We start from the raw sequence: 14,591 nt of genomic DNA, 5'->3' as shown, positions 1-14,591 counted from the left end.
GTAGTCGTAGCGGCCGCGGTCGTAGCGGCGGAAGTGGGTGTTTCACGTGAAACCAATCGATCCGCGTCTGCTCCGGTACGCCCGCGCCACCCGAATCTTCCTGGTGGCCGTGGTAGCGCTCGGGGTGGCGGGGGCGGCGCTGGTGATCGCCCAGGCGATGCTGATCGCCGAGGTGGTGGTCGGCGCGTTCGAGCGCGGGTACGACGCCTCCGACCTGCGCACTCCCCTGCTGCTGCTCGCGGCGGTGGCCGTCGGTCGCGCCCTGGTCTCCTGGCTGACGGAGCTGGCGGCCCACCGGGCGAGCGCGGCGGTCAAGTCCGAGCTGCGCGGCCGGCTGCTGGAGCGGGCGGCCGCGCTCGGGCCCACCCGGTTGGGCGGCCGGCGCATCGGTTCGCTGGTCGCGCTGGCCACCCGGGGGATCGACGCGCTGGACGACTACTTCGCGCGCTATCTGCCCCAGCTCGGGCTCGCGGTGGTCGTCCCCGTGGCAGTGCTCGCGCGTATCGTCACCGAGGACTGGGTCTCGGCCGCGGTGATCGTCGTGACGCTGCCGCTCATCCCGATGTTCATGATCCTCATCGGCTGGGCCACGCAGTCCCGGATGGACCGGCAGTGGCGGCTGCTGTCCCGGCTGTCCGGTCACTTCCTGGACGTGGTCGCCGGGCTGCCGACCCTCAAGGTCTTCGGCCGTGCCAAGGCCCAGGCCGAGTCGATCCGTACGATCACCTCCGAGTACCGCCGGGCCACCCTGCGCACCCTGCGGATCGCCTTCCTGTCGTCGTTCGCGCTGGAACTGCTCTCGACGCTCTCGGTGGCGCTGGTCGCCGTCGGCATCGGGATGCGGCTCGTCCACGGCGACCTCGATCTGTACACCGGGCTGGTGGTGCTCGTGCTCGCGCCCGAGGCGTATCTGCCGATCCGGCAGGTCGGGGCGCAGTACCACGCGGCGGCCGAGGGACTCTCCGCCGCCGAGGAGATCTTCGCGGTCCTGGAGACGGAGCCCGTCGCGCGCGGTACGGAAGCGGTGCCGCGTACCGCGGGGACACCGGGCACGCCGCTGCTGGAGCTGGAGGGGGTGACCGTCCGCCACCAGGGTCGTACGGGACCCTCGCTGGACGCGGTCACCCTGACGGTCGAGCCGGGGGAGACCGTCGCCCTGGTCGGCCCGAGCGGCGTCGGGAAGACCACGCTGCTCCACACGGTGCTCGGCTTCGCCGTACCGGACGAGGGCCGGATACGGGTGAACGGCCGGGATCTCGCCTCCCTCGACCCGGAGCGCTGGCACGAGACCATCGCCTGGGTCCCCCAGCAGCCGTACCTCTTCGCCGGGACGATCGCCGAGAACATACGGCTGGCCCGTCCCGATGCGGACGACACGGCGCTGGTCACCGCGCTGCGGGACGCGGGCGCGTACGACTTCGTGTCGGCGCTCCCCGACGGCGCGGACACCGTGCTCGGCGAGGACGGTGCCGGTCTCTCGGCCGGCCAGCGCCAGCGGCTCGCGCTGGCCCGCGCCTTTCTCGCCGACCGGCCGCTGCTGCTCCTGGACGAGCCCACCGCGGCGCTCGACGGCGAGACGGAGGCGGGCATCGTCGAGGCGGTACGGCGGCTGGCGGCGGGCCGCACGGTCCTCCTGGTCGTCCACCGGCCGGCGCTGCTCGCGGTGGCGGACCGGGTGATCGCCCTCCCGGAGCTGCCGGAGAAGCCGGAGCTGCCGGAGGGGTCCGCACCGTCGGAGGGGTCCGCGCCGCCGGAAGGCGCCGCGCAGCCGATGCGTCCGGCGGGGCGTACGGAGACGGCGGTGTCCTCGGACGGCGTCTCCGCGGTGGAGCTGCGTGAACGCGCGGCGCTGCTGGACCCGTCGGCGGGGGAGCAGCAGCCGGTCGGTACGGCGGGAGAGCCGGCCGGTCCGGCCGGGGAGTCGGTCCGCGCGGCCGGGGAGTCGGTGCGTGCGGCCGGCCTCGTCTCGGGAAGTGAGCAGGCGGAGGAGAGGGCGGAGGCGGAGAAGACGCCAGCCGGCGGCGCGGCCCTGGGGGGCCGGAGCCCGCTCGCCCGGATGCGGGACGCCGCCGGGGCACTGCGCGGCCGCTTCGTGCTGGCCCTGGTCCTCGGCAGCTGCGCACTCGGTTCGGCCGTCGGCCTCATGGCCGTCTCCGGCTGGCTGATCTCCCGCGCCTCCGAGCAGCCCCCGGTGCTCTATCTCATGATCGCGGTCACCGCGACGCGTGCCTTCGGCATCGGCCGGGCCGTGTTCCGCTACGCCGAGCGTCTCGTCTCGCACGACGCGGTGCTCAGGATGCTCGCGGACCTCCGGGTCTCCGTGTACCGGCGGCTGGAACGCATCGCGCCCGCCGGGCTGCGCGCCACGCGGCGTGGTGATCTGCTGTCCCGGCTCGTCGCGGACGTGGACGAACTCCAGGACTACTGGCTCCGCTGGCTGCTCCCGGCCGGTACCGCCCTGCTCGTCTTCCTGGGCGCCGTCGGCTTCACCGCCTGGCTGCTGCCCGAGGCGGGCGCCGCCCTGGCGGTCGGGCTGCTCGCCGCCGGAGTCGGCGTACCGCTGCTGAGCGGCGTCTGCGCCCGCCGCACCGAGCGGCAACTGTCCCCGGCGCGCGGGCTGCTGGCCACCCAGGCCGTCGATCTGCTCCGGGGCACCGCCGAGCTGACCGTCGCGGGCGCGCTGCGCGGCCGGCTGCGCCGGGTGCGCGCGGCCGACGCGACGCTGACGTCGATCGCCTCGCGCAGCGCGGGCGCCCAGGCGCTCGGCGCCGGACTCACGGCGCTGATCTGCGGCGTGACCGTGGCCGCCGCCGCGTTCCTGGGCGTCCAGGCCGTGCACGCGGGGCGGCTCGCGGGCATCGAGCTGGCCGTGATCGTGCTGACCCCGCTCGCCGCGTTCGAGGCCGTCACCGGGCTGCCGCTCGCCGTGCTCCACCGGCAGCGGGCCCGTCGTAGCGCCGAGCGGGTGTGCGAAGTGCTGGACGCGCCCGTCCCCGTACAGGAGCCGGAACGGCCCGCGCCCGCGCCCGGATCGCCCTTCCCGCTGGAGGTGCGCGGACTGTCGGCGCGGTACCCGGGGCAGCGGCGGGACGCGCTCGCGGGCTTCGACCTGACGCTGACCGCCGGGAAGCGCGTCGCCGTCGTCGGTCTCTCGGGCTCGGGCAAGACCACGCTCGCCCAGGTGCTGCTGCGCTTCCTCGACGCCCGCGAGGGCACCTGCCGCCTCGGCGGCACGGACGGCGGAACGGATCTGGCCGCGCTCGACGGGGACACCGTACGGCGCCTTGTCGGGCTCTGCGCCCAGGACGCCCACCTCTTCGACAGCTCCGTCCGGGAGAACCTCCGGCTCGCCCGGACGGACGCGGACGAGGACGACCTGCGGGACGCGCTGCGCCGCGCGCGGCTGCTCGACTGGGTCGACGCGCTGCCCGCCGGGCTCGACACCCTCGTCGGCGAGCACGGCGCCCGGCTCTCCGGCGGCCAGCGCCAGCGCCTCGCGCTGGCCCGCGCGCTCCTCGCGGACTTCCCCGTACTGCTCCTCGACGAGCCCGCCGAACATCTCGACCTGGCGACGGCCGACGCGCTGACCGCCGATCTGCTGGCGGCGACCGAGGGGCGGACGACGCTGCTCATCACCCACCGGCTGCGGGGACTCGAATCGGTTGACGAAGTGATCGTGCTCGACGAGGGCCGCACCGTACAGCGTGGTCCGTACGGTGAACTCGCCGCCGTCGAGGGGCCGCTGCGGCGGATGCTGGAGCGGGAGCGGGCCGGCGATCTGCTCGGCGCGACCGCTGCGGCGCTCGCCGGTGGCACCACGGAGCGGGAAATCCGACTTTCGGTGTGAAATAGCCCTTATTACTCTCGGGTCCATGGAAGAGCCCGAACGCCTGGACCCGCCGGATCCGCTCGACCCCCTGGAAGCGGCCACCCGCGCGGCCGCCAGTCTGGAAGGGCTCTCCGCCGAGACCACCGCGCGGGTCCCCCAGCTTCTGGAGGCGATGTGCTCCGTCGGCGCGGGGCGCGGCCTGCACGCCACGCTCGACCGGATCTGCGCGACCGCCGCCGAACTCGTCGGCGCCCGGTACGCCGCGATCGGTGTCGTCGACGAACTGGGCGACGGGCTCTCGGACTTCGTCACGTACGGGGTCGACGCGGACACGGCCCGGCGCATCGGTCACCGTCCCGACGGACACACCGGACTCCTCGGTGCGCTGATCAGCCATCCTGAGGCGATCCGGCTCGCCGATCTGACGAAGGACCCGCGCGCGGCCGGATTCCCGCCGGGACACCCCCCGATGCGTACGTTCCTCGGGGTCCCGGTCCGGGGCCAGGGTGAGGTCTACGGGAACTTCTATCTCGCGGAGAAGACCGGTGCCGGGAAGACCGGTGCTGGGAAGTCACGCGCCGGGAATTCCGGCGCCGGGAAGTCCGGCGGAACCGAGGCCGACGGGACGGAGCCCGAGGAGCGGCGGCCTGCGGAGTTCACCGACCACGACCTCCACATGGTGCGCGTCCTGGCCACCGAGGCGGGCATCGCCATCGGCAACGCCCGGCTGTACGAGGCGGCCCGGCAGCGCGAACGGTGGATCGACGGCTCGGTCGCCGTCACCACCGCACTCCTCTCCGGCGGCTCCACCGAGGACGCGCTCAACATCGTCGCGGAACAGGCCCGCCGCCTCTCGGACGCGGCGATGGCCTCGGTGATGCTCCGTACACCCAACGGCGAACTGGAGGTCGTCGCCGTCTCCGCCGAACGCCCCCGCGTCAGGCCCGGCTACCTCATCCCGGCCGAGAGCCCCGCCGCCGCGGCTCTGCTGGCGGGCGAGGCCGTCATCGTCGAGGACGCCCGCAGCGATCCGCGCGTGATCACCGAGATGGCCTCGCTGTACGGCCCGATCATGCTCCTGCCGCTGCGCACCGACGGCAGGGTGCTCGGCGCGCTGGTCATGCCGCGGGAACGGGGTGCGCTCCCCTTCGGCGAGCGGGAGCGCACCCTGGCGGGCCAGTTCGCCTCGCAGGCGGCGCTGGCGCTGATGATGGCCGGGGCGCAGCACGACCGGGAGCGGCTGGCGGTTCTGCAGGACCGTGACCGGATCGCCCGTGACCTCCACGACCTGGTGATCCAGCGGCTGCACGCCACCGGGATGATGCTGGAGAGCGCCCAGCGCGGCACGGTGGCGCCGGAGGTCCATCAGGGCATCGACCAGGCCGTCGAGGCGCTGGACGTGACGATCCAGGAGATCCGCGCGGCCATCTTCGCCCTCCAGCAGGGCCCCGCGGAGGCACCGTCGGGGGTACGGACGCGGGTTCTGCGGGAGATCAACATGGCAGCGGTGCCGCTCGGCTTCACCCCCACGTACCGCTTCGTCGGCCCGATCGACGCGGCTGTGGGCGAGCCGTACGGGAAGAACCTGATCGCCGCGCTCCGGGAGGCCCTTTCCAACGCCTTCCGGCACGCGCGCGCGTCCCGTATCGAGGTGGTCGTGGACGCGACGGCACAGCTCGCCGACGGGCGGAGGGCGGTACGGCTGACGGTCGCGGACGACGGCGTGGGCATCCCGGTCGGAGGACGGCGCAGCGGCCTGCGCAACCTCCGGCGGCGGGCCGAGTCACTGGGCGGGGCGAGCTGGTCCGAGCCGGGGCTCGGCCGTGACGCGAGTGAAAGGGGGGAAGTGGAAGGGGCGGAAGGGGCAGGAGGTGCGGTAGGCGCCACGGTGATCTGGGAGGTGCCGTTGTGAGCCGCCCGCAGTGGAGCGGTACCGGTGGCGGAGGGCCTGGTGCGAAGGATGGCCGTCCGTCGGCCTCAGAGGCGCGCCAGGATCTGCTCGATGACGACCGCGACACCGTCCTCGTCGTTGGTGACCGTACGGCCGGACGCGGCGGCGAGCACGTCCGGGTGGGCGTTGCCCATCGCGTACGACGTGCCCGCCCAGGTCAGCATCTCCAGGTCGTTGGGCATGTCCCCGAAGGCGACGACCTCGTCGGAGGAGATGGAGCGCTCGGCGCAGCAGAGGGCGAGCGTGCTCGCCTTGCTCACGCCCAGGCCGCTGATCTCCAGGAGCGCGGTCGGGCTGGAGCGGGTGAGGGTGGCGCGGTCCCCCGCCACCGTACGGGCCAGGGCGAGGAAGCCGTCCGGGGTCAGCTCGGGGTGGTGGGCGAGCAGCTTCAGGACGGGGGCGGAGCCGTCGTCGGTCTCCTCGGCCCGCAGGAGTTTCTCCGCGGTGGCGATGGTGGCGCCCGGGTCCTGGGAGAAGGTCGGGTAGGCCGGCTCGTAGTTGATCCCGGTGGTCTGCTCGACCGCGAAGGTCGTCCCGGGGGCGGCGTCGCGCAGCGCCCCGACGACGTCCAGGGCGGTGGCCCGGTCCAGCGGGCGGGCCATGAGCAGCTTGCCGCCTGAGTGCAGGTCGACGACCGCGGCGCCGTTGGCGCAGATCGCCATGCCGTGGCCGTGCACATGGGCGCTGACGACATCCATCCAGCGGGCCGGCCGGCCGGTGACGAAGAAGACCTCGATACCGGCTTCCTCGGCGGCTTCGAGCGCGGCGATCGTACGGTCCGAGACGGTCTTGTCGCTGTGCAGCAACGTTCCGTCCAGATCCGTGGCGATGAGCCGGGGCCGGGCGGGAAGCGGGGAGGCGTCGGGTGCGGGAGCGGATCCACGGGGCGAGGTCACGGGGCCATTCTCGCGTACGGCCGCGCACGGGCGGGCGGAGGGGCGCACGTTTGAGCCGACCACGGACGGCGGTTCGCGTCTCGGCCGGTGTCGCCCGGGGTGATCTGGACCCGTGGCGGTGGCGCCCGGGGCGACCTGGACCTGTGCCGGTGGCGCCCGGGCCGACCGGGACCCGGACCGACCCGTATCGTCGCCGTCATGCGTTTGAGTACCGTGATTCTTCCCGTCCGTCGCTGGCACGACGGTGGCCGCGACGAGTGGCTGCGCGCCGAGCGGCTGGGCTTCCACACCGCCTACACCTACGACCATCTGTCCTGGCGGACCTTCCGCGACGGCCCGTGGTTCGGGGCGGTTCCCACCCTCACGGCCGCTGCCGCCGCGACGGAGCGGATCCGCCTCGGCACGCTCGTGACCTCGCCGAACTTCCGGCATCCGGTGACGCTCGCCAAGGACCTGCTCACGCTCGACGACGTGTCGAACGGCCGGATCACGCTGGGGATCGGCGCGGGCGGCACAGGGTTCGACGCCACCGCGCTCGGCCAGGAGCCGTGGTCGCCGCGTGAGCGTGCCGACCGGTTCGCCGAGTTCGTACCGCTGCTCGACCGGCTGCTGGCCGAGGACTCCGTGACGTACGAGGGGACGTTCTACTCGGCGGTCGAGGCCCGGGGCATCCCGGGGTGTGTGCAGCGGCCCCGGCTGCCGTTCGCGGTGGCGGCGACCGGGCCGCGCGGGCTGCGGCTCGCCGCCCGGCACGGTCAGGCGTGGGTGACGACGGGCGATCCGAAGCTGTTCGAGACGGGCACGCCCGAGGAGTCGCGGGCGGCCATCGGCGGGCAGATCGAGCGGCTCGGCGCGGCCTGCGCGGAGATCGGACGGAAGGTGTCGGAGGTGGAGAAGATCCTGCTGACCGGCTTCACGCCGGACCGGAACGGGCCGATGGAGTCGCTGGACGCGTTCGTGGACTTCGCGGGACGCCACTTCGAGCTGGGGATCACGGAGATCGCGGTGCACGCGCCCATCCCGGATTCGGACTTCGCCGCCGACCAGCGAGTGTTCGAGCGGATCGGTACGGAGGCACTGGCTCAGCTCCGTCCCTGAACACGAGTCCAGCCGTGTCAGCCGGGGAAGCGCAGGTAGCGCGGGGGTACGGAGTCGGTGAGCCAGACGCCGTTCGCGCTGACGTGGAAGATCAGCCCTGCGCGGTGCATCGCCCCCGCGTCCACCGCCAGCACGACGGGCCGGCCCCGACGGGCCCCGACACGGGTCGCGGTCGCGCGGTCCGGCGAGAGATGGACATGGTGCCGGGCCATGGGGCGCAGGCCCTCCGCCCGGATCGCGTCCAGGGCGCGCGGGACGGTGCCGTGGTAGAGATACGCGGGCGGCTCCGCCGGTGCCAGCTCCAGGTCGACGGTGACGGTGTGCCCCTGGTTGGCGCGAATCCGGTCGCCCGGTCCTCCCTCGCCCGCGCTCTCGATGGTGAAACGGCGTTTGTCGTTGACGGCGACCACGTGGTCGAGTTCGGCACGGCTGATCCGGAAGCCGTGGGCGCCGGCCGCGCGGATCAGTTCGTCGACCGCCACCCAGCCGTTCGGGTCGAGGGTGAGCCCGATCTGTTCCGGCTGGTGGCGCAGGTGTCTGGAGAGGTACTTCGACACCTTCACGGTGCGTCGTTCGTCGGGTACGCGGGGCGGCTCCGGGCGGTGCGTCGGGTACGTGCGGTCCGCCCTCTCGGGTTCGTTGTGCATCCGGCCAGCGTGCCCGTCCGCGCCGAGGCGCCGCCACAGGATTATCAACTCGTCATGGTTCACAGGTTTGATCCACAGTCAACTTGACTTATCCACAGGTTATTTGGCGATCCTGTGGACAACAGGCGAGTCTTTTCATCCTGCTTGGGCGAGAAAGAGCAATAAGAACAAGAACGCCGCTCTGTCCGTTGATGGCGCGGAGGTTGTCCAAAGCCCCTGCCCGGCGCCCTCGTTACCGCCCCGCGGTGCTCACAGCCGCGGCTCGACCCGGGCGACGGCGCGCCGGGCCCGCGGCGCGATCCGCCCCAGGATCCGCGCGCCGCGAGCCTCCGGAGTGACGGGCACGACGGCCTGGTTGCGGACCACGGCGCGCAGTACGGCGTCGGCGACCTTCTCGGGCGGGTAGCCACGCATCCCGTACAGCCGGGCGGTCTTCTTCCTGAGCCGGTCCTCCTCCCCGGCGGAGACACCGGTGAAGTGCGCGGTGGAGGTGATGCCGGTGTCGACGAAGCCGGGGCAGACCGCGGTCACCCCGATGGATTTCGCGGCGAGTTCGGCGCGCAGACACTCGCTGAGCATGAGCACCGCTGCCTTGGATGTGGCGTACGCGCTCAGTACCCGGGAGGGCTGATAGGCGGCCGCGGAAGCGGTGTTGACGATGTGACCGCCCTGCCCGCGCGCCGCCATCTGCCCGCCGAACAGCCGGCAACCGTGGATGACGCCCCACAGATTGGTGTCCAGGACCCCCTTCCACTCCTCGGCGGTGGTGTCGAGGAAGGCGCCCGACAGCCCGATGCCCGCGTTGTTCACCAGGACGTCGACCGTGCCGTACTCCGCCGCGACCTTCTCCGCGAGCCGCTCCATGGCAGGACCGTCGCCGACATCGACGCACTCGCTCCAGGCGTCCGGGGCGCCGATCAGCCCGGCCAGCTCGGCGGTTCTGGCCGCGCCGTCGCCGTCCCGGTCGACCGCCACGACCCGGGCGCCCGCCTCGGCGAACGCGAAGGCCACCGCCCGGCCGATCCCGCCGGCCGCGCCCGTGACCAGGACGAGCTGTCCGCCGAAGCGCTCCGCGTACGGGCCGCTCGGCGCGCCGGCCGCGGAGCGGGGCTCGCCCTCCTCCTGCGCGAGCACGAAGTCGGTGATCCAGGAGGCGAGTTGGTCGGGGCGGGTGCGGGGCACCCAGTGTTTGGCGGGCAGCGTGCGCCGCACGAGCCGGGGAGCCCACCGTTCCAGATCGTCGTAGAGCCGTTCGGACAGGAAGACGTCGTCGGCCGGTGTGATGAGCTGCACCGGCACAGCCGCGTAGGCGTCCGTACGCGGCCGGCGCAGCCGGGGGCGGATGTTGTCCCGGTAGAGCCAGACCCCGTGTGCCGCGTCCCGCGGCAGCGAGGGGGCCGGATAGCCCTCGCCGGACAGCTTCTCGATCCGCCGCACCGCCCCGGGCCACCGTCTGCCGAGCGGCCCGCGCCAGGCCAGCTCCGGCAGGACAGGGGTGTGCAGCGCGTAGATGTACCAGGACCTGGCGCTCTGGCCGAGGAGCTCACCGACCCGGCGGGGGGAGGGGTGCCCGGCCCGCTCCCTGATCCAGTGCCCGAGGTGATCCAGGGACGGGCCCGACATGGAGGTGAACGAGGCGATACGGCCCGCGGTCCTGGCCACGGTGACGAACTCCCAGGACTGTACGGAACCCCAGTCGTGGCCCACGAGATGGACCGGCCGGTCCGGGCTCACCGCGTCGGCGACCGCCAGGAAGTCGTCCGTCAGCTTCTCCAGGGTGAAGCCCCCGCGCAGCGGGACCGGCGCCGTCGACCGGCCGTGCCCCCGTACGTCGTACACCACCACGTGGAACCGCTCGGCGAGGCGCTCGGCCACCTCCGACCAGACCTCCTTGGTGTCCGGGTAGCCGTGCACGAGCACCACCGCGGGGCGCGCCGGATCGCCCCGTTCGGCGACGCACAGCTCGACCCCGCCGGACCGCACCCGGCGCTCGCGGTACTCGTCATCACCTGCGCGGTCCTCGTCACCTGCGCGGTACCCGTCACCTGCGCGGCCCTCGTCACCCGCACGGTCCTCGTCCTTCATACGGCCTCCTTCGTGCCCGCGTACCCCAGGCGCCGGACTCCCCGAACCCCCGGCGACCCGGCGGTCCGTCCGCGGATCGGCACCACGCCGCCCGTCACGCTCCGCGTTCATCCCGTGTTCGTAACGTGACACCGACGAATGTCGCAATGGCCGACGGCCGCGTCAAGTGACCCGTCGCCCCTGTGGACAACCAGGCCCTCTCCCGCCCCTCGCCTCCTGTCCCTCCTCCTAGGGGTATGCCCCCCTACGGGTCCGTACGACTGGAGGCGGACACGGATACAGGCGCCAGGTCTGACGCTCGCTGTGGCCCGCGCCACTACCTTCGGAATGTGACGACTGTGATCGCGACCGAAAGCCTGAGCATGCGGTACCCCCGGGTGACCGCACTCGACCGGCTGTCCCTGGACATCGGGCCCGGTGTGACCGGCCTGGTGGGTGCCAACGGAGCCGGCAAATCCACCATGATCAAGATCTTGCTCGGCCTGTCCCGTGCGACGGAGGGCCGGGCCGCCGTGCTCGGGCTCGACGTCGCCACCAGCGGCAGCGCCATCCGCGAGCGGGTCGGATACATGCCCGAGCACGACTGCCTGCCGCCGGACGTCTCGGCCACCGAGTTCGTCGTCCACATGGCGCGCATGTCCGGGCTGCCGCCGACCGCGGCCCGCGAGCGGACCGCCGACACCCTGCGCCACGTCGGCCTCTACGAAGAGCGCTACCGCCCCATCGGCGGCTACTCCACCGGCATGAAGCAGCGCGTCAAGCTGGCCCAGGCGCTGGTCCACGACCCGCAGCTGGTACTCCTCGACGAGCCGACCAACGGTCTCGACCCGGTCGGCCGCGACGAGATGCTGGGCCTGATCCGCCGTGTCCACACCGACTTCGGCATCTCCGTGCTGGTCACCTCGCACCTCCTGGGCGAACTCGAACGCACCTGTGACCATGTCGTCGTCATCGACGGCGGGCGGCTGCTGCGCTCCAGCTCGACCAGCGACTTCACCCAGATCACCACGACCCTCGCGGTCGAGGTCACCGATACGGACACGCACCCCGACGGAACGCGGGCGCTGCGCGACTCCCTCGCCGCCGCCGGGGTCACGCTCCAGGCGGGCACGGAGGACGGGTTGCCGGGCGCGGGCCACATCCTGCTGATCGAGGCCACGGGCGAGGAGACGTACGACATCGTCCGCGACACGGTCGCCGGGCTCGGCCTCGGGCTCGTACGGATGGAACAGCGCCGCCACCACATCGCCGAGGTCTTCCGGCCGCGGCCGGCCGCCGAGGCGGGCCCGGCGGACCAGGCGGACCAGAACCAGGGCGCCGGCCAGGCGGCGTACGCAGTGCAGCAGAAGGGAGGTGCCCGCGATGAGCGCTGAGACCGACGCCCGTTCCGGTACCCACGGCGCCGTCGACACCGGGGCCAGCCGGATCCACAACATCGGATACCGCTCGTACGAAGGAGCCCGGCTCGGCCGTGCCTACGCCCGCCGCTCCCTCTACTGGCAGTCCCTGCGCGGCGCGTACGGACTCGGCCGCTCGGCCAAGTCCAAGGTCCTGCCGATGATCCTCTTCGCGGTGATGTGCCTGCCCGCGGCGATCATCGTGGCGGTCGCCGTCGCCACGGACCTCAAGAGCCTGCCCATGGACTACACGCGCTACGCGATCTTCACCCAGGCGGTCATCGGCCTCTACCTCGCGGCGCAGGCGCCCCAGTCCGTCTCCCGTGATCTGCGCTTCAAGTCCATCCCGCTCTACTTCTCGCGCCCCATCGAGCGCGGCGACTACGTCCTCGCGAAGTTCGGGGCGATGGCCTCCGCCCTGCTCGTACTGACCGGCGTGCCGCTCCTCATCCTCTACATCGGCTCTCTGCTGGCCGGCATGGACTTCGTCGAGCAGACCAAGGGATTCGGACAGGGAGTGGTGTCGGTGACGGTGCTCTCCCTCCTCTTCGGCGGGCTCGGCCTCGTGATGGCCGCGCTCACGCCGCGCCGCGGGTTCGGGGTCGCGGGTGTGATCGCGATACTGACCATCTCCTACGGCGCCGTCTCCGTCCTCCAGGGGATCGCCACGGCCACGGACCAGGCCGGCGCCACCAAGTGGATCGGCCTCTTCTCCCCCATCACACTGATCGACGGCCTGCAGACCGCGTTCCTCGGCGCCTCGTCGTCCTTCCCCGGGGGCGCGGGTCCCTCGGCCGGGGTCGGCGTGCTCTATCTGCTGGTCGTCCTCGCGCTCATCTCCGGCTCGTACGCCGTCCTCATGAGCCGTTACCGGAAGGTCGGGCTGTGACCACCATCAACATCGAGCACACCTCGCGCTGGTTCGGGAACGTGGTCGCCGTCAACGACGTGACCATGACGATCGGCCCCGGCGTGACCGGTCTGCTCGGACCCAACGGCGCCGGCAAGTCCACCCTCATCAACATGATGGCCGGCTTCCTCGCCCCTTCCACGGGCGCCGTCACCCTCGACGGAGCGCCGATCTGGCGCAACGAGTCCGTCTACCGGCAGATCGGCATCGTGCCGGAGCGGGAGGGGATGTACGACTTCCTCACGGGCCTCGAATTCGTCGTCGCCAACGCCGAACTGCACGGACTGGGCCTCAAGGCGGCCCGCGCCGCCCTCGCCACGGTCGAGATGGAGTACGCGCAGGACCGTAAGATCGGGACGTACAGCAAGGGCATGCGCCAGCGGGTCAAGATGGCGTCCGCGCTGGTCCACGACCCGTCGGTGCTGCTGCTCGACGAGCCGTTCAACGGCATGGACCCGCGCCAGCGCATGCAGCTCATGGAACTGCTGCGGCGCATGGGCGCCACGGGCCGTACGGTCCTGTTCTCCTCGCACATCCTGGAGGAGGTCGAGCAGCTCGCCTCGCACATCGAGGTGATCGTGGCGGGCCGGCACGCCGCCTCCGGTGACTTCCGCAAGATCCGCAGGCTGATGACCGACCGGCCGCACCGCTATCTCGTACGGTCCAGCGACGACCGCGCGCTCGCCGCCGCGCTGATCGCCGACCCGTCGACGGCCGGCATCGAGGTCGACCTCGCCGAGGGTGCCCTGCGTATCCAGGCCGTCGACTTCGGCCGCTTCACCGAACTGCTGCCGAAGGTCGCCCGTGAGCACTCCATCCGGCTGCTCACGGTCTCCCCGTCGGACGAATCCCTTGAGTCGGTCTTCTCCTACCTCGTAGCGGCCTGAGCGGCCTGAAAGGAGCTGTGACGTCATGTACAACCCCACAGTCGCCCGGCTCACCTACCGGGCCCTGCTCGGCAGGCGCCGGGCCGCGATCCTCTTCGTACTGCCCGCGCTGCTGATCCTGATGGCCGTCGCCGTCCGGATGATCAACGGCGTCGACGACCACGTCGCCTCGGAGGTGCTGGGCGGCTTCGCCCTCGCCACGATGGTCCCGCTGATCGGTGTGATCGCCGGTACGGGCGCGATCGGCCCCGAGATCGACGACGGTTCGATCGTCTATCTGCTCTCCAAGCCGGTGAAGCGGTCGGCGATCATCTTCACCAAACTGATCGTGGCGATCGCCGTCACCATGGGCTTCTCCGCGATCCCCACCTTCATCGCCGGATGGATCCTCAACGGCAACGGGCAGCAGATCGCGATCGCCTACACGGTCGCGGCGCTCGTCGCGTCGATCGCGTACAGCGCGCTCTTCCTGCTGCTCGGTACGGTCAGCCGGCACGCGGTGGTCATCGGCCTGGTCTACGCGCTCGTCTGGGAGGCCCTCTTCGGCAGCCTGGTGTCCGGCGCGCGGACCCTCAGCGTCCAACAGTGGGCGCTGGCGCTCGCCCAGCGGATCGGCGAGGGCTCCACGATCACCTCGGACGTCGGACTGCCCCTGGCGGTGAGCCTGCTGGTGGGCGTCTCGGTGGCGGCGACCTGGTACGCGGGCCAGAAGCTCCGGACGCTGACGCTCGCGGGCGAGGAATGAGGGACGGGAGCGTGGGTCTGGGCACGGGGCCCCGGCGCGGGGCGTGACAGTGTCATGGCGCGCGTCGAGGCACTCGACAAGGTCAAGGCTCTGCGGCTGCTGCCGGACGGCGTACATGTCACGACCGAGGGCGTCGCCCGCTATTT

The 14,591-nt window shown here is 72.3% G+C and carries 10 protein-coding genes; 7 read left to right on the top strand and 3 right to left on the bottom strand.

Features of this window, described 5'->3' with window-relative positions:
- Window positions 1-46: 46 nt before the first annotated feature.
- Window positions 47-3,847 (top strand): thiol reductant ABC exporter subunit CydD, encoded by a 3,801-nt coding sequence (gene cydD, locus ACFXKG_RS16275; RefSeq protein WP_384838391.1) that lies wholly within the window; start codon window positions 47-49, stop codon window positions 3,845-3,847.
- 25 nt (window positions 3,848-3,872) lie between these two features.
- Entirely contained in the window at window positions 3,873-5,741 is a 1,869-nt protein-coding gene (locus ACFXKG_RS16270) for a GAF domain-containing protein (protein WP_384838387.1), read from the top strand.
- 65 nt (window positions 5,742-5,806) lie between these two features.
- Here ACFXKG_RS16270 and ACFXKG_RS16265 read toward each other — a convergent pair whose 3' ends face one another.
- Window positions 5,807-6,676, bottom strand: a complete 870-nt coding sequence (locus ACFXKG_RS16265) for a Cof-type HAD-IIB family hydrolase (RefSeq protein ID WP_384838384.1) — start codon at window positions 6,674-6,676, stop codon at window positions 5,807-5,809.
- Window positions 6,677-6,874: 198 nt separating this feature from the next.
- On the opposite strand from ACFXKG_RS16265, the gene ACFXKG_RS16260 reads away from it, so the two are divergent.
- Window positions 6,875-7,774 carry an LLM class flavin-dependent oxidoreductase gene (locus tag ACFXKG_RS16260; RefSeq protein ID WP_384838381.1) on the top strand — a complete coding sequence of 300 codons (900 nt, stop codon included), beginning with the start codon at window positions 6,875-6,877 and terminating at the stop codon, window positions 7,772-7,774.
- 17 nt (window positions 7,775-7,791) lie between these two features.
- On the opposite strand, the gene ACFXKG_RS16255 is transcribed toward ACFXKG_RS16260, so the two are convergent.
- Window positions 7,792-8,421 carry an RNA 2'-phosphotransferase gene (locus tag ACFXKG_RS16255; protein ID WP_384838378.1) on the bottom strand — a complete coding sequence of 210 codons (630 nt, stop codon included), beginning with the start codon at window positions 8,419-8,421 and terminating at the stop codon, window positions 7,792-7,794.
- Between the two features lie 249 nt (window positions 8,422-8,670).
- Window positions 8,671-10,506: an SDR family oxidoreductase gene (locus tag ACFXKG_RS16250; RefSeq protein WP_384838375.1), complete on the bottom strand. Its 1,836-nt coding sequence runs from the start codon at window positions 10,504-10,506 to the stop codon at window positions 8,671-8,673.
- Between the two features lie 362 nt (window positions 10,507-10,868).
- Between ACFXKG_RS16250 and ACFXKG_RS16245 the strand changes: the two genes are divergently transcribed.
- The 4 genes from ACFXKG_RS16245 to ACFXKG_RS16230 are packed head-to-tail and all read left to right on the top strand — an operon-like array spanning window position 10,869 to window position 14,445.
- The gene (locus tag ACFXKG_RS16245; RefSeq protein WP_384838491.1) at window positions 10,869-11,879 is read left to right on the top strand and encodes an ABC transporter ATP-binding protein; all 1,011 of its coding nucleotides are present in this window, start codon (window positions 10,869-10,871) and stop codon (window positions 11,877-11,879) included.
- The gene (locus tag ACFXKG_RS16240) at window positions 11,869-12,792 is read left to right on the top strand and encodes an ABC transporter permease subunit (RefSeq protein WP_384838372.1); all 924 of its coding nucleotides are present in this window, start codon (window positions 11,869-11,871) and stop codon (window positions 12,790-12,792) included. The genes ACFXKG_RS16245 and ACFXKG_RS16240 overlap by 11 nt, the downstream gene beginning before the upstream one ends.
- Window positions 12,789-13,700, top strand: a complete 912-nt coding sequence (locus ACFXKG_RS16235) for an ABC transporter ATP-binding protein (protein ID WP_384838368.1) — start codon at window positions 12,789-12,791, stop codon at window positions 13,698-13,700. Before ACFXKG_RS16240 ends, ACFXKG_RS16235 begins: the two co-directional genes overlap by 4 nt.
- 25 nt (window positions 13,701-13,725) lie before the next feature.
- Window positions 13,726-14,445, top strand: a complete 720-nt coding sequence (locus ACFXKG_RS16230) for an ABC transporter permease (protein WP_384838365.1) — start codon at window positions 13,726-13,728, stop codon at window positions 14,443-14,445.
- The last annotated feature ends 146 nt before the right edge of the window (window positions 14,446-14,591 follow it).

Origin of the sequence: Streptomyces sp. NPDC059255 (assembly GCF_042752355.1) — a bacterium.
Taxonomy (GTDB): Bacteria; Actinomycetota; Actinomycetes; order Streptomycetales; family Streptomycetaceae; genus Streptomyces.
This window is presented reverse-complemented; position numbering and strand designations above follow the sequence as displayed.

Excerpts from the sequence above, each read along its gene's own strand:
- ACFXKG_RS16245 (WP_384838491.1), top strand. The coding sequence starts at position 10,869 with ATGCGGTACCCCCGGGTGACCGCACTCGACCGGCTGTCCCTGGACATC.
- ACFXKG_RS16250 (WP_384838375.1), bottom strand. The coding sequence starts at position 10,506 with ATGAAGGACGAGGACCGTGCGGGTGACGAGGGCCGCGCAGGTGACGGG.
- ACFXKG_RS16255 (WP_384838378.1), bottom strand. The coding sequence starts at position 8,421 with ATGCACAACGAACCCGAGAGGGCGGACCGCACGTACCCGACGCACCGC.
- ACFXKG_RS16260 (WP_384838381.1), top strand. The coding sequence starts at position 6,875 with ATGCGTTTGAGTACCGTGATTCTTCCCGTCCGTCGCTGGCACGACGGT.
- ACFXKG_RS16240 (WP_384838372.1), top strand. The coding sequence starts at position 11,869 with ATGAGCGCTGAGACCGACGCCCGTTCCGGTACCCACGGCGCCGTCGAC.
- ACFXKG_RS16270 (WP_384838387.1), top strand. The coding sequence starts at position 3,873 with ATGGAAGAGCCCGAACGCCTGGACCCGCCGGATCCGCTCGACCCCCTG.
- ACFXKG_RS16230 (WP_384838365.1), top strand. The coding sequence starts at position 13,726 with ATGTACAACCCCACAGTCGCCCGGCTCACCTACCGGGCCCTGCTCGGC.